Origin of the sequence: Achromobacter sp. DH1f (assembly GCF_000633435.1) — a bacterium.
GTDB lineage: Bacteria > Pseudomonadota > Gammaproteobacteria > Burkholderiales > Burkholderiaceae_B > Achromobacter > Achromobacter deleyi.
Genome location: NZ_AYMF01000010.1, coordinates 559,604 through 580,679, shown reverse-complemented (window position 1 = coordinate 580,679; position 21,076 = coordinate 559,604). Strand labels below are relative to the sequence as shown.

The window sequence follows — 21,076 nt, the reverse complement described above, 5'->3', positions numbered from 1 at the left end:
GTTTATTCCTCTTCGTCCACGTGATGGGTGCTGAACGAACGCCAGACCAGAACCGGGATAATCAAGGTGAAGACGATCACTTCCTTGTAGGCGCTGGCCCAGAAGGACGAGAACGATTCCAGCACGCCCACCAGCAGCGAGCCGGCGGCCGCCACGGGGTAGCTGGCCAGGCCGCCGATGATGGCGCCGACAAAGCCCTTCAGGCCGATCAGGAAGCCCGTGTCGTAGTAGACGGTGGTGATGGGCGCGATCAGCATGCCGGACATGGCGCCGATGGCCACCGCCAGCGTGAACGTCAGGCTGCCGGACATGGTGGTGCTGATGCCCACCAGGCGGGCGCCGCGGCGGTTGACCGCCGTGGCGCGCAGCGCGCGGCCGTACAGCGTCTTGCCGAAGAACAGCCACAGCGCAATGATCAAGAGCGCGCAGGTCGCGACCACGAACAGGCTTTGCGCCGACCACGTCATGAAGCCCAGGTCGACCTGGCCGCTCACGAACGCCGGCGTGCGCCAGCCTTCGGCGCCGAAGAACACCAGCGCCAGGCCGGTCAGCGCGAAGTGCACCGCGACGGACACGATCAGCAGCACCAGCACCGTGGCTTCGGCCAGCGGCTGGTAGACGATGCGGTAGACCATCGGGCCCATCGGAATGACGAGCAGCAGCGTCAGCAGCATGTTCAGCCACAGCGAATTGCCGGGGGCGGTATAGGTGACGGTCAGCCACAGCAGCGCAAGCGGCAGGACGACACAGGTCAGCACCGCGCGGACCAATCCGGCCGCGTTGCGGGTGCGCAGCGCGCGCAGCAGTTCAAGCACCAGGCAGACCACGCCCAGCAGCGGCAGCAGATAGGCGGTGCCGGGCACCTTGCCGTCCACCAGCATCGCCAGGGTCAGGGCGCCGAACGCCACGAACTCGCCCTGGGGAATGAAAATGACGCGCGTAACGGCGAATACCAGCACCAGAGCCATGCCCAGGAGGGCATAGATGGCGCCGTTGACGACACCGTCTTGCAGCAGGATCAGCGCAATTGAGGAATCCATCTAACAACCTATTTAGTTCTTGGTGCTCCGGCCGCGCCCGGAACACTTGATACGACGCACCGGCCGGAGAGGCCGGTGCGAAGCATTGCTCGGGCGCCCAGGCGGGCGCCCGTGGATCGGCAATCCGCGGGGATTACAGGCCGGGTTGGTAGACCCACTTGCCGCCTTCGACCTTGACGATGACGCGCGAACGCTCGTCAAAGCCGGCGTGGTCGGTGGGCGACATGTTGAACACGCCTTGCGAGGCGGCCAGGTCCTTGACGTTTTCCAGGGCGTCGCGCATGGCGGCGCGGAACTCCGGTGTGCCCGGCTTGGCGCCGGTCTTCAGGGCGACGGGCAAGGCCGCCACGACCAGTTGGCCGGCATCCCACATATGGCCGCCGAAGGTGTTGGTCGAACCGGCGCCGTTGGCCTTTTCGTACGTTTCGACGTAGGCCAGGGCAGACTTCTTGACCGGGTTGCTGTCGGGCAGCTGGGCCGCGACCAGCAGCGGGCCGGCCGGCAGGTACATGCCGTCGCAATCCTTGCCGCAGACGCGCAGCACGTCGTTGTTGGCGGCGCCGTGGGTCTGGTAGATGGTGCCGCCGTAGTTGCGGGCCTTCAGTTCCTTTTGCGGCAGGGCCGACGGGGTGCCGGCGCCGGCGATCAGGATGGCGTCGGGCTTGGCACCGACCAGCTTGAGCACCTGGCCCGTCACGCTGGTGTCGGTGCGGCTGTATTTTTCGATGGCGACGATTTCAATGCCCTTGGCCTTGGCGGCCTTTTGCATCACGTCCAGCCAGCCGTCGCCGTAGGCGTCGGCAAAGCCGATGAAGCCCAGCGTCTTGACCTTGGACTTGGACATCGCGTCAGCCAGCGCGCCGGCCATCAGGGCGTCGTTCTGCGGGGTCTTGAAGACCCAGCGGCGCTTGTCGTCCACGGGTTCGACGATCTTGGCGCTGGCGGCCACGCTGATCATCGGCACCTTGGCTTCGGCGGCCACGTCCACCATGGCCAGCGAGCCCGGCGTGACCGAGGTGCCGATCAGCACGTCGACCTTGTCGTCGGAAGCCAGTTTGCGCGAGTTCTTGACGGCTTGCGTCGTGTCGGTCGCGTCGTCCAGAACGATCCATTCGATCTTCTGACCGGCCACTTCCTTGGGCAGCAGCGCCACGGTGTTGCGCTCGGGGATACCCAGCGAGGCGGCGGGGCCGGTGCTGGACACCGTGACACCCACCTTGACCTGGGCGCTGGCCAGCAGCGGCAGGGTCAGGGCAACGGCGGCGGCGGCCGCGGACAAGCCGAAGTGCTTGCGCATGTTTTGTCTCCTGTGGTGGCTCTTTTGTTGCCCCGGTCGAGGCGGAAGCGAGCCTAGTTAAAGTTATACAGAAAAAAATATTATAGGGTTAAAAGAGTATCAAATGACTTCGCGCAACTACGGTAAATCCCTGATGTGCTACGGAAACCCCATTCAGCAAACGCATTCGTTAATGGCGAACTTGTACTTGAAAGCCCTGCGGACGTCAGTTGGGGGATTCCCTTGTGCGGCGCACCCCGACGCGGCGTTCATCGCCCCAGCATCGGCCACACCCGCTCGACCCTTGCCGCGACCCACGCGGCCAGCGCTGCCTTGATCAGGTCGCCGGGCACGAACACCGACACGGCCATCGCGGCCTTGGCCAGCCCCATCTTGGTGACCGTCGCCAGCCACGGCACCCCGAATGCATAGACCACCACGATGCCGCCGATGACGCAGGCCACGGCATAGCCGGCCAAGGCCGGCCAGAAGCGTTCGGCCCGACCCGCCAGGTGGCGCGCCAGCAAGCCGGTGACCCAGGCGCCTGCCACCAGGCCGACCAGGAAACCGCCAGTAGGCCCGAAGAACGCGCCCATGCCGCCCCGCCCGCCCGGCAGCACCGGCAGCCCGATGGCCGCCAGCACCAGGTACAGGAGGCAGGCCAGGGCGCCGCGGCCCGGCCCCAGCATCGCGCCAGCCAGCATGGCCCCCAGCGTCTGCAAGGTGATCGGCACCGGAATGCCCGGCAGCGGCACCGGCGGGATCAGGCTCATCACGACGATCAGCGCGGCGAACAGGGCCACCAGCACGGTATTGTTGGATTTCATGGCAGTGCCTTTTCTATCAGGACGGAAGTTCAGAGACTGCGGGCGTCGATGGCTTCGGCCACTTCCTGGGCCCGCTTCAGGGTCAGCACCACCAGGGGCACGATCAGCGCGACCGGGTTGGCACCCAGTCCGCGCGCCGCCTGCGCCTCGCGGATTTCATGGAAATTGCGCCATATCTCGGGCACGAAGCGCAAGGCCAGGGCCAGCGCCAACGCGACCTTGCCGGCATCGACCAGCCCGATGCGCTGCAGCGGCATCAGCACACGCTCGCACACGGCGATCAGGTCCGACGTACGGGTGGACAGCGTGACGGCCAGGGCCAGGCCCACCATCGCTGCAATGCGCAGCACCACCGCCAGCGCCTCTTGCCAGCCCTGGAAAAAGCCCGTGAACAAGGCCACGGCCAGCAGCACCCAGACCAGCCCGCGCACCTGGCGCCAGACGCTCGCCACGGTAGCCCCGGCCAGGCGCAACAGCAACGCCGCCACCAGGCAGGCCAGCGCCAGCCCGCGCGGATCGCGCAGCAAGAACAGGCCCGCCCCCGCCGCGGCCAGCGCCAGCAGCTTGAGCCATGCGGGCAGCCGGTGCAGCGGCGAGTCGCCGGGTATATATAAAGGTTCGATCACGCGCAGTGGTTCCGGTACCAGCGCAGCGCCGCCGCGGGGGTGTCGTCGGCGGCAATGGCGCCGTCCTGCACCACCACCACGCGTTCGAAGTCTTCCAGCAGGTCCAGGTCGTGGCTGACCACGATGGCGTCCTGCGGCAAGGCCGCTATGGCGTCGCGCACCCGGTTGCGGTTGCGCAGGTCCAGCTGGGTGGTGGGCTCGTCGAACACCACCAGCGCCGGCCGCATGACCAGCACGGCCGCCAGGGCCACCAGTTGGCGCTCGCCGCCCGACAGGGTGTGGCTGGTGCGGTCCGCCAGGTGCGCCACGCCCAGCGCGGCCAATTGGGTCACGATGCGGGCTTCGCGCTGGCCGCGGTCGGGTTCCAGGTGTTTCAAGCCGAACGCCAGGTCTTCGCGCACGATGGGAAAGACAATCTGGTTTTCGGGGTTCTGGAACACGAAACCGACCTGCCGGCGCACGGCCTTCAGGTCCTGCCGGGTATCCAGCCCGCCCACCCGCACGCTGCCCGAAGTGGGCAGCACCAGGCCGTTGACCAGCCGCGCCAGCGTGCTCTTGCCAGCGCCGTTCGGACCGACGATGCCGACCCGGCGGCCGGCAAGCCGAAGGCTCACCCCGCGCAACACGTCCGCCTGGGGCGTCGATACAATCGCCTGGTCAAACTCGATTAACATGGGGCGGGATTATGCCCGAACCATTTCGGGCATCGGGACTCCAAGAGCTGATATGGACAAAGTACGCAAAACCGACGCCGAATGGCGGGCCCAGCTGTCCCCGGAAGAATACGTCGTCACCCGTGAAAAGGGTACCGAACGCGCATTCACCGGGCGCTACTGGAATACCTTCACCCCGGGCATCTACCGCTGCGTGGGCTGTGGCACCGCGCTGTTCGCGTCCGACACCAAATTCGACGCGGGCTGTGGCTGGCCCAGCTATTTCCAGGCGCTGGATCCGGAACTGGTGCGCGAAGAACGCGACACCACCCACGGCATGGTGCGCACCGAAGTGCTGTGCAACGTCTGTGACGCGCACCTGGGCCACGTCTTTCCCGACGGCCCCGAGCCCACCGGCCTGCGCTACTGCATCAATTCCCTGTCGATGACGTTCGAACCCATAGAAGAATGAAGAAGTTCCTGTTCGACCTCTTTCCGCTGTTCCTGTTCTTCCTGGCCTACCGGTTCACGGACATCTTCATCGCGACCGGCGTGGCCATGGCGGCGGCGGTGCTGCAGATCGTCTGGCTCAAGGCCACCGGCCGCGCCACCGAGGCCATGCACTGGATCAACCTCACGGTCATCCTGGTATTTGGCGGCGCCACCATCTGGCTGCACAGCGACGTCTTCATCAAATGGAAGCCCACGGTGCTGTATTGGCTGTTCGGCGGCGCCTTGGTCTTTGCCCGCCTGCTGTTCGGCCGCAACCTGATCCGTCGCCTGATGGAAAAGCAGATCCAGCTGCCGGATGCCGCCTGGGAAAAGCTCAACCTGGTGTGGGCCGGCTTTTTCCTGGTGGCGGGCGCCATCAACCTGTATGTGGCGTTTTCGGGGCACTTCACCGAATCGCAGTGGGTCAGCTTCAAGGCCTTCGGCCTGATGGGCCTGATGATCGTCTTCGTCATCGGCCAGTCGCTCTGGCTGGGCAAGCACATCCAGACCGACGACAACGCCGCGCCGGGCTCCAGCACCCCGCCCAAGCCCTGAGGCCGTCCGGCCGGGCCCGGGTGCCCGGCCCGCCGCCCTTCCCCCATGGCGCGCCCGGCGCGCCGGAACTTTACGATTGACGCCATGTCAGAAACCACCGATCGCATGACCCTGATCCGGGAGCGCCTGGCCGTCCTGGAACCGCTTTCCCTGGACATCCAGGACGAATCCCATTTGCATGCCGGCCACGAAGGCAGTAAAAACGGCGCCGGCCATTACCGTGTGCACATCGTAGCGTCCTGTTTTGCGGGGCTCTCCGCCGTGGCGCGGCATCGGCTGGTGTATCATCATTTGCAAGATTTGATCCCCTATCCGATTCATGCGCTTGCGCTAGACGCCCAGGCTCCCAAATAGTTAGTAAAAGGATATTCATGAAACGCATCGTCATGCTGGCAGCCGCCTGCGTCATCGCTGTGCCTGCTTTTGCTCAGAACGTGGCTACCGTCAATGGCAAGGCCATTCCGCAAAAGAGCCTGGATCAATTCGTCAAGCTGCTGGTCAGCCAAGGCGCGACCGATTCGCCCCAGCTGCGCGAACAGGTCAAGCAGGAAATGATCAATCGCCAGGTCTTCGTGCAAGCCGCTGAATCCACCGGCATCGCCAAGCAGGCCGACGTCCAGACCGAAATCGAACTGGCCCGCCAAGGCATCCTGGTTCGCGCCCTGATGGCCGACTACCTGGCCAAGCACCCGGTGTCGGATGCCAAGGTCACGGCCGAATACGACAAGATCAAGAAAGAACAGGCCGGCAAGATGGAATACAAGGTCCGTCACATCCTGGTCGAAGACGAAAAGACCGCCAACGACCTGCTGGCCCAGTTGAAGAGCAACAAGGGCAAGTTCGACGACCTGGCCAAGAAGAACTCGAAAGACCCCGGCAGCGCCGAAAAGGGTGGCGATCTGGGTTGGGCTCCCCCGACCAACTACGTCCAGCCGTTCGCGCAAGCCGTGACCCAGCTCAAGAAGGGCCAACTGGTCGACAAGCCGGTCCAGACCCAATTCGGCTGGCACATCATCATGGTCGACGACACCCGTCCGGTCGAATTCCCGCCGCTGGATCAGGTCCGTCCGCAACTGGAAGAAATGCTGCGCCAGCAAACCCTGGCCGACTACCAGAAGGAACTGCGCGAAAAGGCCAAGATTCAGTAAGCCTGCCGCTTTCCCCAAAAAACTGCCCGCATCTGCGGGCAGTTTTTTTTGTGCGGGCTATTGGCTATTGATTCCCGGCGGTACGTCGTATGACGCCTAGGAGACGCCCAGCAGCGCCTTCAGTTCGTCTTCGTCCAGCACCGTCACGCCGAGTTCCTGGGCCTTGGTGAGCTTGCTGCCGGCGTCTTCGCCGGCCACCAGGTAGGCGGTCTTCTTGGAGACTGACCCGCTGACCTTGCCGCCAGCCGCCTGGATGCGCATCGAGGCTTCTTCGCGGGTCCAGTTGGGCAACGTGCCCGTCAGGACGAAGGTCTTGCCGGCCAGGGTGGTGTCTTCGGGCACGGCCTCGGCCACCGGCTGCACGCCTTGCGCCTTCAGTTGGTCGATGACGTCGCGGTTGTGCTGCTCGGCGAAGAAGCGGCGGATGGAACCCGCCACGACCGGCCCCACGTCGGGCACGGACGACAGCGCGTCTTCGTCCGCGTCCATGATGGCCTCGATGCTGCCGAAATGGCGGGCCACGTCGCGCGCGGTGGTCTCTCCCACGTGGCGGATGCCCAGGGCAAACAGCAGCCGCCCCAGCGCCGGGGCCCGCGCCTTGTCGATGGCCTCGACCAGGTTGTCGGCCGACTTCTGGCCCATGCGGTCCAGGCCCACCAGTTCAAGCGGGCGCAGGCTGAACAGGTCGGCCAGGGATTTGACCCGGCCACTGTCCACCAGCTGCTCGACCAGCTTTTCGCCCAGGCCTTCGATGTCCAGCGCCTTGCGGCTGGCCGCGTGCCACAGCGTCTGCTTGCGCTGGGCGGCGCAGAACAGGCCGCCCGTGCAGCGGGCGATGGTTTCGTCTTCCAGGCGTTCGATTGCGGAACCGCAGACCGGGCATGCCTTGGGCATGACGAATTCGCGCGCGTCATCGGGCCGCTTGTCGAGCACGGCGCCCACGACCTCGGGAATCACGTCGCCCGCACGCCGCACGATGACCGTGTCGCCGATGCGCACGTCCTTGCGGCGGATTTCGTCTTCGTTGTGCAGGGTGGCATTGGTGACCGTCACGCCGCCCACGAACACCGGCTTGAGCCGGGCGACGGGGGTGATGGCGCCCGTGCGGCCCACCTGCACTTCAATGTCCAGCAGCGTCGTGGTGGCTTCTTCGGCGGGAAACTTGTGCGCCAGGGCGAAGCGCGGCGCGCGCGCCACAAAGCCCAGCAGTTTCTGCGCCGGCAGCGAATCGACCTTGTAGACCACGCCGTCGATGTCGTAGGGCAACGCAGCGCGCAGCGCGCCGACCTTGGCGTAGAACGCCATCAGCCCTTCGGCGCCGGTGGCGCGCAGGTTGTGCTTGACGTTGACGGGCAGGCCCAGCGAAGCCAGCCAGTCCAGCATGGCGCCGTGCGACTTCTCGGGCAGCGGCGAGGCTTCGGCGGCGCCCGCCGGGGCCTCGTCGAACAGGCCGTTCTGCCCGCCGGGCAGGCCCTGGACTTCGCCCCAGCCATACGCAAAAAAACGCAGCGGCCGCTTGGCGGTGATGCGCGGATCCAGCTGCCGTAGGCTGCCGGCGGCCGCGTTGCGCGGATTGACGAAGACTTTTTCGTCGCGCTTGGCCTGGGCCGCGTTGAGTTTTTCGAAGTCGGCGCGGTTCATCAGGACTTCGCCGCGCACTTCCAGCACCCGGGGTGCGGGGCCGGTCAGTTGCAGCGGAATCGCCTTGATGGTGCGGATGTTGGAGGTGACGTCTTCGCCCGTCTGGCCGTCGCCGCGGGTGGCGGCCTGCACCAGGCGGCCGTCCTCGTAGCGCAGGCTGATCGCCAGGCCGTCGAGTTTGAGCTCACAGAAGTATTCGGTCTGCGCTGCCGGGCCCAGCAGGCCGGCGCCGCGCAGAGTGTCGGTGACCCGGCGGTCGAATGCCGTCACGTCTTCTTCGTCGAAAGCGTTTCCCAGCGACAGCATGGGCACGGCATGGCGCACGCTGCCGAAGGCCGACACCGGCGCCGCCCCCACGCGCTGCGTAGGGGATTCCGGCGAAACCAATTCGGGATGCGCGGCTTCCAGGTCCTGCAGCTCGCGCATCAGGCGGTCGTAGTCGGCATCCGAGATCGACGGATCGTCGTAGACGTAATAGCGGACGTTGTGCTGTTCGATTTCCGCGCGCAGGCGCGCCGCGGTTTCCGCCGCAGGGGTACTTCCGGCCTTGCTCATTACGCAAACACCCGTTGAGCGCGCTCGCTGCCGGCCGGCAAGCCGGCTTGTTCGAGCTGGCCGAACAGCACTTGCAGGCGTTCGTCGATGACCGTTTCAGAGCCGTCGGCCAGGGGCTTGCCCTGGTCGTCGACCAGGTCCGCGCGAAGCCGGGCAGCCAATTCGCGGCCCACGTCGACCATGCGGCCGAAGGCGCGGCTGTCCGCCGGGCTGCACGGCACGTCCAGCAGCAGGTACAGGCGTTCGATGCCGCCCATGCCGGCGTCGAAGGCGGCGCCATCGGCGCGTGCCAGCGTGAAGCGGGCCACGCCGTTCTCGGCCGGCCAGGCCAGGCGGTTGCCGTCGGCCACGAAACCGGCGTCGCGAGCGACGCTCAGGACTTCGGCGGCCGGTTGGGCGGCGCCCAGCAGCAGCGTCAGGCCAACCTGGGTGTCCAGCGCGGCGCAGGTGTCGTCCAGGCGGGCGGCCTGTTCCAGCACGGCTTGCTGGTCGGGGCCTTCGATCAGGGCATCAAAGCGTTCGGCCATGTCCTGGGCGCGGGCCCAGGCCTGCGACCATTCGATGGCGGTCAGGGGGCCGCTGCGGTTGGCCAGCAGCACGGCCAGTTGCATGGACGCATACGATTCGCCGGCATGCACGCGCGCGCGGTGGCGGCGCTGGTCGGTTTCGGCGAACACGCGCATGGGTTTGCGGCCCACGTGGCGCAGGCTTTGCATGTAGGGCAGCAGGTCGGCGCCGCGCACCGGCTCGGCGAAGTTGATCTCGATGACCACTTCGCAGGCGGGATCGGGCTCTTCGGCATCGTCGGCATCGCTGCCCGGGTCGACCGGCTTGGGCTGCTCGGGGTGTGCCTTGGGGGCATCGCCCATGCCGGGCTCGCGCCGCGTAGATGCGCCGCCCGCGGCAGCAGCGCCCGCGGCCGTACCGGCTCCCGCGCCCAGCAGGGGATCCTGCTCGGAGGTGGGGAAATGGCTTTGCATCTTGCGGCGGACGCGGCGGTCTTGCCACCAATTGAAGCCCAGCACCAGCAGTATCAGCAAGACGCCCAGGGCAATCAGCCCGATCTGCAAATCACTCATGTGTAAATCCCGCGCCATGAAGCCGGCGCCATTCTGAATATTGGTTTATGCCGCTTCGGAGGCCATCATCTGGACGGCCGAATCTATATCTACCGCAACGATACGCGAAACCCCCTGCTCTTGCATGGTGACGCCGATCAGTTGCTTGGCCATCTGCATCGCGATCTTGTTGTGCGAGATGAACAGGAACTGGGTCTGTTCGCTCATGTTGGCGACCAGGTTGGCGTAGCGTTCGGTGTTGGCGTCGTCCAGCGGCGCGTCCACTTCGTCCAGCAGGCAGAACGGGGCGGGGTTCAGCTTGAACAGCGCGAACACCAGTGCGGTCGCGGTCAGAGCCTTTTCACCGCCGGACAACAGGTGGATGGTGCTGTTGCGCTTGCCCGGGGGCTGCGCCATCACCTGCACGCCGGCATCGAGGATTTCCTCGCCGGTCATGGTGAGCTTGGCCTCGCCTCCGCCGAACAGCTTGGGGAAGAGTTCGCCAAAGTGGCCGTTGACCACGTTGAAGGTCTCTTGCAGCAGTTCGCGGGTTTCGCGGTCGATCTTGCGGATGGCGTCTTCGAGGGTCTCGATGGCGGTCATCAGGTCCTGGTGCTGGGCATCCAGGAACCCCTTGCGCTCGCGCGAGGTGTTCAGTTCGTCCAGCGCGGCCAGGTTGACCGAGCCCAGGGATTCGATCTGGCGCGAGATGCGCGTGACTTCCGATTGCAGCCAGTTGGCGCGGCGCCATTCGTCGGGCTGGTTGGCCAGATCCTGGGCCAGGGCCTCGCGGTCGACTTCGCGCGCGTTCAGCTGCTCGGTGAATTGTTCTTCGGCCAGACGGGCGGCCTGCTCCTGCAACTGCAATTCGGTGATGCGGGCGCGGCGCGGTTCGAGCGTGCGCTCTTGCTGCATGCGGTCTTCGTCGGCGCCACGCAACAGGGCCGACAGGTTTTCCATTTCCTGGCGGGCGCGCGACAGCGCGTCTTCGCGCTCGGCGCGCAGTTCCAGGGCGTCCTGCAGGCCGGCCTGCGAGGCCGACGCGTCCAGGTCGACCAGATCCGCCTGCAATTGCTCGAGTTCGACGCTGGCGCGCTGGCTCTGGTCGGCCGCCAATTGCTGGTTGCGCTGCAGGTCGGTGATGCGGACCTGGATGCCGCGTTCGGCGAATTCGGCTTCCTGAGCGGCGCGTTCCAGTTCGCGCAGGCGGGTGCGGGCGGCCTCGGCCTGGGCGGCCAGGGTCTCGCCGTCCATTTCGGCGTCGGCGAACTTGGACTGGTGTTCGGCCAGTTCCTCGTCCAGGGTCTCGAAACGGGCTTCGGCCTCTTCGCGGGTGGCCCGCAGGTCTTCTTCGTGGACCGAGATTTCTTCCAGGTCCTGGCGCAGGCGCGAGGCGCGTTCGCCGGACTGCTCGGCCTGCTGTTGCAGGCGCGAGTGTTCCAGCTGGATGTCATGCACTCGGCGGGTGACTTCGGCCACGCGCTGGCGCGCCGGCGCGATGGCCTGGCTGACCTGCTGCCAGGCGACCTCGGCGCGGGCCACGGCGGCGCGCGCCTGGTCGGTGATCAGCTGCTGAGCCTTGATCTCGCGTTGCAGGTTTTCGATTTCCTGCTGGCGGGCCAACAGGCCGGCCTGTTCGGAGTCCGGGGCATAGAAGCGCACGCTGTGCGCATCGACCAGATGGCCGGCCTTGACCACGCAGGCCGAACCCGCCGGCAGCGTGGCGCGCAGCGCCAGGGCCTGGGTCAGGTCGGTGGCGGTATAGATGCCGCCCAGCCACTCGTTGAGCAGCGTGCGCAGATCGGGATCGGTAATGCGCAGCAGGCTGGCCAGCGACGTCATGCCGGCCGGTGCGGCCGGAGCAGGTGCCGCAGGTGGCAATTGGTAAAAGGCCAGGCGCGCGGGCGGCGCATCGTCGGAGAACGCACGGGCCCAGTCCAGGTTGCGCACTTCCAGCGAGGCCATGCGCTCGCGCAGCGCGGCTTCCAGGGCGGTTTCCCAGCCCGGTTCCACGTGCAGCTTCTGCCACAGGCGCGCCAGGCCGGCCAGCTCGTGCTTGGCCAGCCAGGGTTCCAGTGCGCCCTGCTTCTGCACGTCTTCCTGCAGCTTGACCAGCGCGGACAGGCGGGCTTCCAGGCGGGCGAGGTTCTGCGCGTCGGTCTGGGCGGCGGCCTGGGCGCGGCTGCGCTCGGCGTCGGCTTCGGGCACGCGGCCTTCCAGGGTGGCCAGTTCTTCCTGGGCTTCTTCAAGCTGGTCTTCACCCGCCACGCGGTCGCCGGCCAGTTGTTCCAGGCGCACCGGGTCGGGGCTGTGCAATTCGCGCAGTTCCTGTTGCAGGCGCTCGCGGCGCTGCTCCAGGGTCTGCATCTGGCGGTCGGCGTCGCGCTGGGTCTGCGCCACCAGGGCCAGGTTCTGTTCCACCCGGGCCAGGGCGGCACGCATCTCGTCGCGGCCCGAGGCCGCTTCGCGCACCCGCTGCTCGACCGCCGGCAAGGCGGCCTGGGCGTCTTCGGCGGTGGCGCGGGCCTCTTCCGTACGGGCGGCGCCGGCCGCCAGGTCTTCTTCGGCCTGCGCGATCTGCTCGGTGCAGTGTTCGCGCTGGGTGGTCCATTCGGCGATCTGCTGCTGCAACTGGTCGCGGCGCGCCTGCAGGCGATTGCGGGAATCCACCACGTGGCGGATCTCGGCCTCGAGGCGGCTCACCTGGGCGTTGGCTTCGTACAGCGCCCCCTGGGCCGCATGGACGGCGTCGCTGGCCGCGTAGTGGGCCTGACGGCGGGATTCCAGCGCGGCTTCACCGGCCCGCAGGCCGGCAATGGCGGCCTCGAGCTCGTTCTGGGCCTGCGCCATTTCCTGGGTTTTTTTGGCGCGCTCTTCGCGGGCGCCGGTTTCCTTCAGGAACCACAGGGCATGCTGTTTCTTTTCGCCGTCGGCCTGCAGCTCGCGGTAGCGGGTGGCGACCTCGGCCTGGGCTTCCAGCTTTTCCAGCTGGCTGTTCAGTTCGCGCAGGATATCTTCGACGCGTGTCAGGTTCTCGCGCGTGTCGGACAGGCGGTTTTCGGTTTCGCGGCGGCGCTCTTTGTAGCGCGACACGCCCGCGGCCTCTTCCAGGAACACCCGCAATTCCTCGGGGCGCGCCTCGATCAGGCGGTTGATCATGCCCTGGCCGATGATGGCGTAACCACGCGCGCCCAGGCCGGTGCCCAGGAAGATGTCGTGGATGTCGCGGCGGCGGACCTGCTGGTTATTGACGAAATAGCTGCTGGCGCCATCGCGGGTCAGCACACGGCGCACGGCGATTTCGGCGTAGGTGCTCCATTGCCCGGCGGCGCGGCCTTCGCTGTTGTCGAACACCATTTCGACCGACGCCCGGGCCGCCGGCTTGCGGTTGCCCGAGCCGTTGAAAATGACGTCCTGCATGGACTCGCCGCGCAGCTCCGAGGCCTTGGCCTCGCCGAGCACCCAGCGCACCGCGTCGATGATGTTCGATTTGCCGCAGCCATTGGGACCCACCACGCCGACCAGTTGGCTGGGCACGGGAATCACGGTGGGATCGACGAAAGACTTGAAGCCGGCGAGTTTTAGCTGAGTAAGACGCACAGTACGATGACGACGGGGTGGGTTGAACGAAAGGCGTTAACGGACCTGCCGCACACATTGCAAACCGGCCCCAGGGGGGCCGGCTTACGTATGGGTCGTATGATACCGCAGGCAGTCTGTCCCCAAACGTGAACAACGGTCAAGCCGGGGGCTGCCCGCATCCTGGCCACCCCAAGGCTGACCTGCCGCAACCCGCGGGCAAACGCTCAATAGCCCTACCCGCGCCACGGGCTATACTCGCTGACACTTTTTCGCAAGACACATAAATTTTCACGCAGACTGACCGGGCTCAGGTCAAAGAACGGGGACATTCTTGAAACGAGGTTTCTATCTGGTCATGGCCGCGCAGGCCTTCTCGTCATTGGCGGACAACGCGCTGTTCATCGCAGCGATCGCCTTGATACAGGAACTGCACGGCCCGGACTGGTTAGCGCCCTTGATGAAGTGGTCGTTCGCGCTGGCCTACGTGGTCCTGGCGGCCTTTGTCGGCGCCCTGGCGGATTCCTTCCCCAAGGGCCGCGTCATGTTCTCGACCAACGCCCTGAAGGTCGCCGGCTGCCTGCTGATGTTCTCGTACGCCAGCGTCGGCGTCGCCCCTGAATACCAGACCTATCTCGTCTGCGCCGCCTACGCGGTCGTGGGCATCGGCGCCGCCGCCTACTCCCCCGCCAAGTACGGCATCGTCACCGAGATGTTGCCCCCGACCATGCTGGTCAAGGGCAACAGCTGGATCGAAGGCCTGACCGTCTTCTCCATCATCCTGGGCACGGTGCTGGGCGGGCTGCTGATCTCGACCACGGTGTCGACCGCGCTGCTGAACCACTCGTTCATCGGCAAGCTGGTGCACACGCCGGCCGAGGCCGCCATCCTGGTCATCGCCTTCGTCTACCTGCTGGCGGCGCTGTGCAACCTGCTGATTCCGCGCACCCACGTGCGCTATCCGCCCCAGCAGAAAAGCCCGGTCAAGCTCATCCGCACGTTCTGGGGCTATGTCTGCGTGCTCTGGCGCGACAAGCTGGGCCAGATCTCGCTGGCCGTCACCACGCTGTTCTGGGGCGCGGGCGCTACTTTGCAACTGATTGTCATCGAATGGGGCCGCAGCCACCTGGGCTACCAGCTCGACAAGGCTTCGATGCTGATGGGCGTGGCAGCCCTGGGCACGGTGGTCGGTTCCATCCTGGCTGGCCGCATCCCGCTGCGCCGCGCGCTGGCGGTGCTGCCCGTGGGCGCCGCGATGGGCCTGGTCGTGCTGCTGATGCCGCTGGTGTATTCGCCCTGGAGCGTCTACCTGCTGCTGCTGCTCACCGGCGGCCTGGCCGGCTTCTTCGTGGTGCCCATGAACGCCCTGCTGCAGCATCGCGGCCACGTGCTGCTGTCCGCCGGCCACTCGATCGCCGTGCAGAACTTCAACGAGCAGCTCAACATCCTGCTGATGGTGGCCATGTACACCCTGCTGCTGTGGCTGCAACTGCCCATCAACGTCATCATCGTGATCTTCGGCACCGTGGTCGCCGTGCTGATGGTGGTGTTCATGCGCTGGAGCAAGCGCAACCTGGCCGCCAACCCCGACCTGCACGACCAGATCGGCCAGGAAGGCCACGGCCACGCGCTGGACTCGACCAAGAGCCACTGACGCGCTGCCAGCATGAGAAAGGCCGGCGGTCCGTCACGGACCACCGGCCTTTTTTCTTGCCCCGGCCCCGAGCCCAGTGCCCCGGGACCGCCAGGCCCGCCTACATGCGGGCCGCCAGCTTCAGGTCCTGCCAGGCGCGCGCCTTCTCGACGGGGCTGCGCAGCAGATAGGCCGGGTGGTAGCTCACGATCACCGGAATCTCGCGCCCTTCGTCCGTCTTCATCTGGTGGATGCGGCCGCGCAGGCTGCCGATGGTGGCATCGGTGCCCAACAGCGCCTGGGCGGCGAACCGGCCCAGCACCAGGATGCGCTCGGGCTTGAGCAACGCGATCTGGCGCATCAGGTAAGGGCTGCAGGCGGCGATTTCCTCGGGCTTGGGGTTGCGGTTGCCCGGCGGCCGGCACTTGATGACGTTGGCAATGAAGACATCACGCTCGCGGCTCATGCCCACCGCCGACAGCATCGCGTCCAGCAATTGACCGGAACGGCCCACGAAAGGCTGGCCCTGGCGGTCTTCCTGTTCGCCCGGGGCCTCGCCCACCACCAGCCAGCGCGTGGGCTGGCCGCCGTGGCCGAACACCGCATGGCGGCGCCCTTCGCACAGGCCGCAGGCGGTGCAGGCCACCACTTGCTCGCGCAGTTCATCCAGGGTGGCGTTCTTGACGGCCTCGCCCACCGGCACCCGCACCGGCGCGGTGTCGGAGGCGGGATCCGCCTTCGGCGCCGGGCGTGGCGGCGGACCGCTGCGCACGGCGACGGCAGGGGCGCCGGCACGGGGCGCCACCGCGGGCGGCGTCGCCGCTTGGGGCATACCCGTTTGGGGCGTACCCGCTTGGGGCATACCCGCTTGGGGCGTACCGGCCTGGCTCCCTTCCGCAGACACGGCTGGCGCAGCGGCAACGATCTGCGCCGCCTGGCTGGCCGTCACTGGCGGCGGCGAGGACGTTTGTCCAACCGCAGCAGAATCTGTTTTTGAAACAACGACTTGCGGCGTCGGCGTGGCGGCCGGGCGCAGCCACAGGCGCTCCATGCCCAGCTCGCGCAGCCACAGGCGCTGCAGCGGGTTGACGCGAGGTGCGGACGAGGCCGGCGCGGCGTTCGGGGCCGTCATGCCGCGACTCCCTGGGGCGCGGCCAGCGCATCGAAGCGCTTCTGCATCACCAGGGCGTCTTCGCGCCCGCCCTTTTCGGCCGGGTAGTAGCCCCGCCGCAATCCGATCTGCAGATAGCCGCGAGCCTTGTAGAACGCGACCGCCGACACATTGGACGGCCGCACTTCCAGCAGCACGCCTTCCAGGCCGCGCTCGCGCGCCTGCTGCTCGCACCAGTCCAGCAGCACGCTGCCCAGCCCCTGGCGGTGCAGGCTGCGGGCCACGGCAATCACCAGCACGTGGGCCACGTCGGGCGCGAACATCACGATACAGAAGCCCGCCACCCGGCCTTCGCGGCGCAGCGTCCAGGCACCGTAGCCGGCCGCCAACGCGTCGGCGAAGTTGCCGCGGGTCCAGGGAAAGGACTGCACATTGGCCTCGATCGCAACGACCTCGTCCAGGTCCGCGTCGGTCAGCAGTTGCGGACACACGGGCGCCAGGGTCGACGGGGCCTTCGGGTTACCGCCCTCGCCGCGCTGGCGCTCGGCGGTGGTGAAGGCCACCTTGTCGCGCACGTACAGCGGCGCGGCCTGTTCCGGCGGCACGGCGTCGCCACGCAGCCAGCCCTGGCGCGCCAGGCGCGCCACGCTGGCCGCCTCGGGCCGCAGGGCCTCGCTGGCGCGGCGCCAGGCATCGGGCGCGGTCATCTCGGCGGCGTAGGCATCCCAGGCGTCGCCGGCCAGCGCCACGGTCAGCGGCCTGCCGGCGGTACGCGACCAGCCGGGCAGATGGTGCGCCGTCCAGGGCACGACTTCGGCGGCGGCGATCAGCAGCGGCGCCTGCAGGGTTTCCCAGACGGGCTCACCGTCCGCGGGGCCGGCCTGGCGGTACACCGCCAGGTAGACCTCATTCATGCGGGCGTCCAGCGCCACCACGATGGCCTCGTCCGTCCCGCCAGCGGCCTGGGCGGCGACGGCCTGGTGCGACACAATGGGCAACACCGGGATGCCCAACCCCATGCCCATGCCCTGGGCCACGCCGCAGGCCACCCGCAGGCCGGTAAAGCCGCCCGGCCCCTGGCCAAACGCCACCGCGTGCAGGGCGCCCGGGGGCAATCCGGCCTGGGCCAACAGCTCGTTGGCCATGGGCAAGAGCCGTTCCGCGTGCTCCTGGGACCCCTCGTGTTCGCGCACGCTGACCTCCAGCCGGTCGCCCGACGCGCGCAAAAGGGCCACGCCGCAACGCGACGAAGAGGTTTCCAGAGCCAGCAGGTTTAGTTCCATAGGAGCAGATTGTACGAAATACCGGGCCGTTCCCCCGTATGTAAGGGGGATTTCAACCATGGTTCGCAATGTGTAATATCTTGTGAACGCCTACTAGCCGCTGGTTCTTGTCACTGTTACATTTCCGGCCATGAATACGCAAAACACCACCCCCACCCGAAAAATCCTCGTCGTTGACGATGATCCGCGCTTGCGCGATTTGCTGCGTCGGTATTTGTCCGAACAGGGATTCAACGTTTTCGTTGCCGAAGACGCCAAAGAGATGGGCAAACTCTGGCAACGCGAGCACTTCGACCTGCTCGTGCTGGATCTGATGCTGCCCGGCGAAGATGGTCTGTCCATTTGCCGCCGGCTGCGCGGTGGCCACGACAACACGCCCATCATCATGCTGACGGCCAAAGCGGAAGAAATCGACCGCATCGTCGGCCTGGAGATGGGCGCGGACGACTATCTGTCCAAACCCTTCAACCCTCGGGAATTGCTGGCTCGGATCAACGCGATCCTGCGCCGCCGCGGTACCGAGGAACATCCCGGCGCCCCCAGCCAGGAAAACGAATCCATCGCCTTCGGTCCCTACGTGCTGAACCTGTCGACCCGTACGCTCACGCGCAACGGCGAACAGGTGCCGATCACGACGGGTGAATTCTCGGTGCTCAAGGTCTTTGCGCGCCACCCGAAGATCCCCCTGTCCCGCGACAAGCTCATGGAACTGGCGCGTGGCCGCGAGTACGAAGCCTTCGACCGCAGCCTCGACGTTCAGATCTCGCGCCTGCGCAAGCTGATCGAACCGAATCCGTCCAAGCCCGTATTCATCCAGACCGTCTGGGGTCTCGGATACGTGTTTGTGCCGGACGGTGGTAGCTGATCGACACGCCCGCCCCGGGCAGGAGCGCAGCCTCGTGCCCCGCTTGCGCAGAACCTTCAGGAACCTGACTTCACGTTTGCGGCTCGGCTTGTTCGGCCGCACGTTCCTGCTGCTGGCCGCGCTGATGCTGGTCAGCCTGGGGGCGTGGCTACAAGTCTTCTTCAGCATGGAGCTGGGACCGCGCGCCAATCAAATGGCGCAGCGGGTGATCACGGCCGTCAATATCACGCGCACCGCGCTGATCTACTCCCATAACGGCGAACGCAGCAAGCTCCTGCTCGACCTGGCCACCAACGAAGGCATCCAGGTCTATCCGCGCGAGGTCACCGACTTCGCCGAAGCCCTGCCCGATGACGACTACTGGCAGCGCGTTGCCCAGCACATCCGCACCCGCTTCGGCCCCGAGACGCAGATCGCGTGGGGGGTGAACCAGGTACCCGGCTTCTGGGTCAGCTTCCAGATCGAAAAAGACCTGTACTGGCTGGTGTTCGAACGCGAGCAGATCGGCCTGACCGGCGGCATCGAATGGCTGGGCTGGGGCGCCACGGCGCTGCTGTTGTCCCTGGTGGGTGCGGCGGTCAGCGTGGGCTTCGTCAACCGACCGCTGTCGCGCCTGGCGCGCGCGGCCCAGGTGCTGTCGCGCGGGGAAACGCCTGCGCCGCTGCCCGAGCAGGGGCCGCTGGAAATCCGCGACCTCAATGCCTCGTTCAACCGCATGGCGAAAGACTTGCGGCAGGCCGAGGCCGACCGGGAACTGATGCTGGCGGGCATATCACACGACCTGCGCACGCCGCTGGCGCGCATGCGCCTGGAAATCGAGCTGAGCGGCGTGTCCGAAGACGCTCGCCAGGCCATCGACGAAGACCTGGGCCAGATCGACCACAGTATCGGCCAGCTGATGGAATACGCCCGGCCTGCCGGCACCCTGCCCCAGTTGGCCACCGACATCTCGGCGGTGCTGGCCGAGCTGTACGAGCGCGAGCGCAGCCATACCTCGTCGCTGGGCGGCGACCTGGAAGCCACGCTCGAACCCGGCCTGCGCGCCCGCATCACGGCGCTGGATCTCAAGCGCATCGTCAGCAACCTGATCGAAAACGCGCGCCGCTACGGCCGTTCCAGCGACGGGCAGGCCCATTTGGTCATGACACTGCAAGCTGAGGGCGGCATGATCGTCATCGAGGTGTCGGACCGCGGGCCCGGCATCGCCCCCGAAGACGTTGACCGCCTGCTGCGGCCGTTCTCGCGCGGCGAGGCTGCCCGCACCGGCGTCAGTGGCGCAGGCCTGGGCCTGGCGATCGTCGAGCGCCTGCTCAAGCACGTGGGCGGCGCCCTGCGCATGCTGCCCCGCGAGGGTGGCGGCCTGGTTGCCCGGATAGAGTTGCCCAAAGCCAAATTTAGGAATTATCAATTAGACAACGATAATCCATAGCGTAGAATTTATGGTTTGAGGCACAGCCTTAATTCCACCAACAACTACTGGGAGTAAACATGAAAACTGTTGGCGACAAACTCGAGCCCTTCAAGGTTACCGGCGTCAAGCCCGGCTTCAACCAGCACGAAGAAAACGGCGTGTCCGCATTCGAAGACATCACCGAAAGCTCGTTCCCCGGCAAGTGGAAGGTGATCTACTTCTACCCGAAAGACTTCACGTTTGTTTGCCCGACCGAAATCGTCGGCTTCAACAAGCTGGCCAAGGATTTCGAAGACCGCGACGCCGTCCTGCTGGGCGGCTCGAGCGACAACGAATTCGTCAAGCTGGCCTGGCGCCGTGAGCACCCGGACCTGAACAAGCTGGGTCACTATCAGTTCGGCGACACCACCGGCGCCCTGATCGACCAGCTGGGCGTGCGCGAAAAGGGTGCTGGCGTTGCCCTGCGCGCCACCTTCATCGTTGACCCGGACAACACGATCCAGCACGTTTCGGTGAACAACCTGAACGTCGGCCGTAACCCGGAAGAAGTTCTGCGTCTGCTCGACGGTCTGCAAACCGACGAGCTGTGCCCGTGCAACCGTACGGTTGGCGGCGCCACGCTGTAATTTCCAGCCCGGCCGAGGACCTGCTTGCGGGTCCTTCGCTGGGCTTTAACTGCTCTAGATTATAGGTAAAAACTATGGAATTTCTTACGACCATTAAGGAACAGCTGCCGGATTGGGCCAAGGACATCCGCCTGAATCTGGACGCCGTGATCGCCCGCTCGACGCTGGCCCCGGAAGACGCTGTCGGCGCCGCCCTGTCGGCCGCCTATGCCGCGCGCAGCCCGGTGCTGGTCGAGGCCTTCAAGAGCGGCCTGTCCGAAGCCGACGCCAATGCCGCGCTGACTGCTTCCGCGCTCATGGGCATGAACAACACCTGGTATCCGTACGTCGAAATGACCGGCGATGCCCAACTGAAGAGCCTGCCGGCCCAGTTGCGCATGAACGCCTACGCCACCCATGGCGGCGTCGACAAGAAGCGCTTCGAGCTGTTCGCCCTGGTGGCCTCCATCATCGGCAAGTGCCACTTCTGCGTGGCTTCGCACTACGAGAACCTGAAGAAGGACGGCCTGTCGACGGAACAGCTGCGCGACGCCGGCCGCATCGCCTCTGTGGTCAATGCCGCCGCCCTGGCGCTGGCTGCCCAAGGCAAGTAAACCCGCGTTTCGCGGCGATAAAAAAGCCCGCCTGTGCGAACAGGCGGGCTTTTTGCCGGGTGGCGATCGCGTCAACCATCATGCTGACGGCGGCGCGCTCATGC

19 protein-coding genes are annotated in these 21,076 nt (G+C 66.4%); 9 read left to right on the top strand and 10 right to left on the bottom strand.

From position 1 onward, the window contains the following. Positions 1 to 2: 2 nt before the first annotated feature. From U858_RS0110385 to U858_RS0110365, 5 genes are all read right to left on the bottom strand, one after another. The gene (locus U858_RS0110385; RefSeq protein ID WP_025137091.1) at positions 3 to 1,040 is read right to left on the bottom strand and encodes a branched-chain amino acid ABC transporter permease; all 1,038 of its coding nucleotides are present in this window, start codon (positions 1,038 to 1,040) and stop codon (positions 3 to 5) included. Positions 1,041 to 1,173: 133 nt separating this feature from the next. Further along, the gene (locus U858_RS0110380) at positions 1,174 to 2,337 is read right to left on the bottom strand and encodes an ABC transporter substrate-binding protein (protein WP_025137090.1); all 1,164 of its coding nucleotides are present in this window, start codon (positions 2,335 to 2,337) and stop codon (positions 1,174 to 1,176) included. A 248-nt stretch (positions 2,338 to 2,585) separates the two neighbouring features. After that, positions 2,586 to 3,143 (bottom strand): biotin transporter BioY, encoded by a 558-nt coding sequence (locus tag U858_RS0110375; protein ID WP_025137089.1) that lies wholly within the window; start codon positions 3,141 to 3,143, stop codon positions 2,586 to 2,588. Positions 3,144 to 3,172: 29 nt separating this feature from the next. After that, a complete protein-coding gene (locus U858_RS0110370) occupies positions 3,173 to 3,769 on the bottom strand; it encodes an energy-coupling factor transporter transmembrane component T (RefSeq protein WP_025137088.1) in 597 nt (198 codons plus the stop codon). Further along, positions 3,766 to 4,443: an energy-coupling factor ABC transporter ATP-binding protein gene (locus U858_RS0110365; RefSeq protein ID WP_025137087.1), complete on the bottom strand. Its 678-nt coding sequence runs from the start codon at positions 4,441 to 4,443 to the stop codon at positions 3,766 to 3,768. Before U858_RS0110365 ends, U858_RS0110370 begins: the two co-directional genes overlap by 4 nt. A 52-nt stretch (positions 4,444 to 4,495) precedes the next feature. On the opposite strand from U858_RS0110365, the gene msrB reads away from it, so the two are divergent. From msrB to U858_RS0110345, 4 genes are all read left to right on the top strand, one after another. Continuing rightward, positions 4,496 to 4,894: a peptide-methionine (R)-S-oxide reductase MsrB gene (msrB, locus tag U858_RS0110360; RefSeq protein WP_025137086.1), complete on the top strand. Its 399-nt coding sequence runs from the start codon at positions 4,496 to 4,498 to the stop codon at positions 4,892 to 4,894. After that, positions 4,891 to 5,469 (top strand): septation protein A, encoded by a 579-nt coding sequence (locus U858_RS0110355; protein WP_025137085.1) that lies wholly within the window; start codon positions 4,891 to 4,893, stop codon positions 5,467 to 5,469. The genes msrB and U858_RS0110355 overlap by 4 nt, the downstream gene beginning before the upstream one ends. 84 nt (positions 5,470 to 5,553) lie before the next feature. After that, complete coding sequence (locus tag U858_RS34765; RefSeq protein WP_081821588.1) at positions 5,554 to 5,823, top strand: BolA family transcriptional regulator; 270 nt, start codon at positions 5,554 to 5,556, stop codon at positions 5,821 to 5,823. A 17-nt stretch (positions 5,824 to 5,840) separates the two neighbouring features. Continuing rightward, positions 5,841 to 6,617, top strand: coding sequence for a peptidylprolyl isomerase (locus U858_RS0110345; protein WP_025137083.1), 777 nt, complete (start codon positions 5,841 to 5,843; stop codon positions 6,615 to 6,617). A gap of 96 nt (positions 6,618 to 6,713) precedes the next feature. Here U858_RS0110345 and ligA read toward each other — a convergent pair whose 3' ends face one another. Genes ligA through smc form a run of 3 tightly spaced genes read right to left on the bottom strand, consistent with a single transcriptional unit; the run spans position 6,714 to position 13,471 of the window. Further along, positions 6,714 to 8,813: an NAD-dependent DNA ligase LigA gene (ligA, locus tag U858_RS0110340; RefSeq protein ID WP_025137082.1), complete on the bottom strand. Its 2,100-nt coding sequence runs from the start codon at positions 8,811 to 8,813 to the stop codon at positions 6,714 to 6,716. Continuing rightward, positions 8,813 to 9,892, bottom strand: coding sequence for a cell division protein ZipA C-terminal FtsZ-binding domain-containing protein (locus tag U858_RS0110335; protein ID WP_025137081.1), 1,080 nt, complete (start codon positions 9,890 to 9,892; stop codon positions 8,813 to 8,815). The genes ligA and U858_RS0110335 overlap by 1 nt, the downstream gene beginning before the upstream one ends. 45 nt (positions 9,893 to 9,937) lie before the next feature. After that, complete coding sequence (gene smc, locus U858_RS0110330) at positions 9,938 to 13,471, bottom strand: chromosome segregation protein SMC (protein WP_025137080.1); 3,534 nt, start codon at positions 13,469 to 13,471, stop codon at positions 9,938 to 9,940. A gap of 313 nt (positions 13,472 to 13,784) precedes the next feature. Between smc and lplT the strand changes: the two genes are divergently transcribed. Further along, positions 13,785 to 15,104: a lysophospholipid transporter LplT gene (gene lplT / locus U858_RS0110325; protein ID WP_025137079.1), complete on the top strand. Its 1,320-nt coding sequence runs from the start codon at positions 13,785 to 13,787 to the stop codon at positions 15,102 to 15,104. Positions 15,105 to 15,204: 100 nt separating this feature from the next. Here the strand turns inward: lplT and U858_RS0110320 are convergent, their stop codons facing one another. Further along, positions 15,205 to 16,215 (bottom strand): uracil-DNA glycosylase, encoded by a 1,011-nt coding sequence (locus U858_RS0110320; protein ID WP_025137078.1) that lies wholly within the window; start codon positions 16,213 to 16,215, stop codon positions 15,205 to 15,207. Then, complete coding sequence (locus U858_RS0110315; RefSeq protein WP_025137077.1) at positions 16,212 to 17,477, bottom strand: bifunctional tRNA (adenosine(37)-N6)-threonylcarbamoyltransferase complex dimerization subunit type 1 TsaB/ribosomal protein alanine acetyltransferase RimI; 1,266 nt, start codon at positions 17,475 to 17,477, stop codon at positions 16,212 to 16,214. The genes U858_RS0110320 and U858_RS0110315 overlap by 4 nt, the downstream gene beginning before the upstream one ends. 130 nt (positions 17,478 to 17,607) lie before the next feature. Between U858_RS0110315 and ompR the strand changes: the two genes are divergently transcribed. The 4 genes from ompR (at position 17,608) to U858_RS0110295 (ending at position 20,972) form a co-directional block, all read left to right on the top strand. Next, the gene (gene ompR / locus U858_RS0110310; RefSeq protein WP_003813882.1) at positions 17,608 to 18,342 is read left to right on the top strand and encodes a two-component system response regulator OmpR; all 735 of its coding nucleotides are present in this window, start codon (positions 17,608 to 17,610) and stop codon (positions 18,340 to 18,342) included. Positions 18,343 to 18,376: 34 nt separating this feature from the next. Then, positions 18,377 to 19,771, top strand: coding sequence for an ATP-binding protein (locus U858_RS0110305; RefSeq protein WP_025137076.1), 1,395 nt, complete (start codon positions 18,377 to 18,379; stop codon positions 19,769 to 19,771). A 59-nt stretch (positions 19,772 to 19,830) separates the two neighbouring features. Further along, positions 19,831 to 20,379: a peroxiredoxin gene (locus U858_RS0110300; RefSeq protein WP_006389231.1), complete on the top strand. Its 549-nt coding sequence runs from the start codon at positions 19,831 to 19,833 to the stop codon at positions 20,377 to 20,379. 74 nt (positions 20,380 to 20,453) lie between these two features. Further along, entirely contained in the window at positions 20,454 to 20,972 is a 519-nt protein-coding gene (locus U858_RS0110295; RefSeq protein ID WP_025137075.1) for a carboxymuconolactone decarboxylase family protein, read from the top strand. Positions 20,973 to 21,076 lie beyond the last annotated feature (104 nt).

What these genes read in the sequence shown, in the direction of transcription:
- U858_RS0110385 (WP_025137091.1), bottom strand. Translation starts at nt 1,040, where the DNA reads ATGGATTCCTCAATTGCGCTGATCCTGCTGCAAGACGGTGTCGTCAAC.
- U858_RS0110380 (WP_025137090.1), bottom strand. Translation starts at nt 2,337, where the DNA reads ATGCGCAAGCACTTCGGCTTGTCCGCGGCCGCCGCCGCCGTTGCCCTG.
- U858_RS0110375 (WP_025137089.1), bottom strand. Translation starts at nt 3,143, where the DNA reads ATGAAATCCAACAATACCGTGCTGGTGGCCCTGTTCGCCGCGCTGATC.
- U858_RS0110365 (WP_025137087.1), bottom strand. Translation starts at nt 4,443, where the DNA reads ATGTTAATCGAGTTTGACCAGGCGATTGTATCGACGCCCCAGGCGGAC.
- msrB (WP_025137086.1), top strand. Translation starts at nt 4,496, where the DNA reads ATGGACAAAGTACGCAAAACCGACGCCGAATGGCGGGCCCAGCTGTCC.
- U858_RS0110355 (WP_025137085.1), top strand. Translation starts at nt 4,891, where the DNA reads ATGAAGAAGTTCCTGTTCGACCTCTTTCCGCTGTTCCTGTTCTTCCTG.
- U858_RS34765 (WP_081821588.1), top strand. Translation starts at nt 5,554, where the DNA reads ATGTCAGAAACCACCGATCGCATGACCCTGATCCGGGAGCGCCTGGCC.
- U858_RS0110345 (WP_025137083.1), top strand. Translation starts at nt 5,841, where the DNA reads ATGAAACGCATCGTCATGCTGGCAGCCGCCTGCGTCATCGCTGTGCCT.
- ligA (WP_025137082.1), bottom strand. Translation starts at nt 8,813, where the DNA reads ATGAGCAAGGCCGGAAGTACCCCTGCGGCGGAAACCGCGGCGCGCCTG.
- U858_RS0110335 (WP_025137081.1), bottom strand. Translation starts at nt 9,892, where the DNA reads ATGAGTGATTTGCAGATCGGGCTGATTGCCCTGGGCGTCTTGCTGATA.
- U858_RS0110320 (WP_025137078.1), bottom strand. Translation starts at nt 16,215, where the DNA reads ATGACGGCCCCGAACGCCGCGCCGGCCTCGTCCGCACCTCGCGTCAAC.
- U858_RS0110315 (WP_025137077.1), bottom strand. Translation starts at nt 17,477, where the DNA reads ATGGAACTAAACCTGCTGGCTCTGGAAACCTCTTCGTCGCGTTGCGGC.
- ompR (WP_003813882.1), top strand. Translation starts at nt 17,608, where the DNA reads ATGAATACGCAAAACACCACCCCCACCCGAAAAATCCTCGTCGTTGAC.
- U858_RS0110300 (WP_006389231.1), top strand. Translation starts at nt 19,831, where the DNA reads ATGAAAACTGTTGGCGACAAACTCGAGCCCTTCAAGGTTACCGGCGTC.
- U858_RS0110295 (WP_025137075.1), top strand. Translation starts at nt 20,454, where the DNA reads ATGGAATTTCTTACGACCATTAAGGAACAGCTGCCGGATTGGGCCAAG.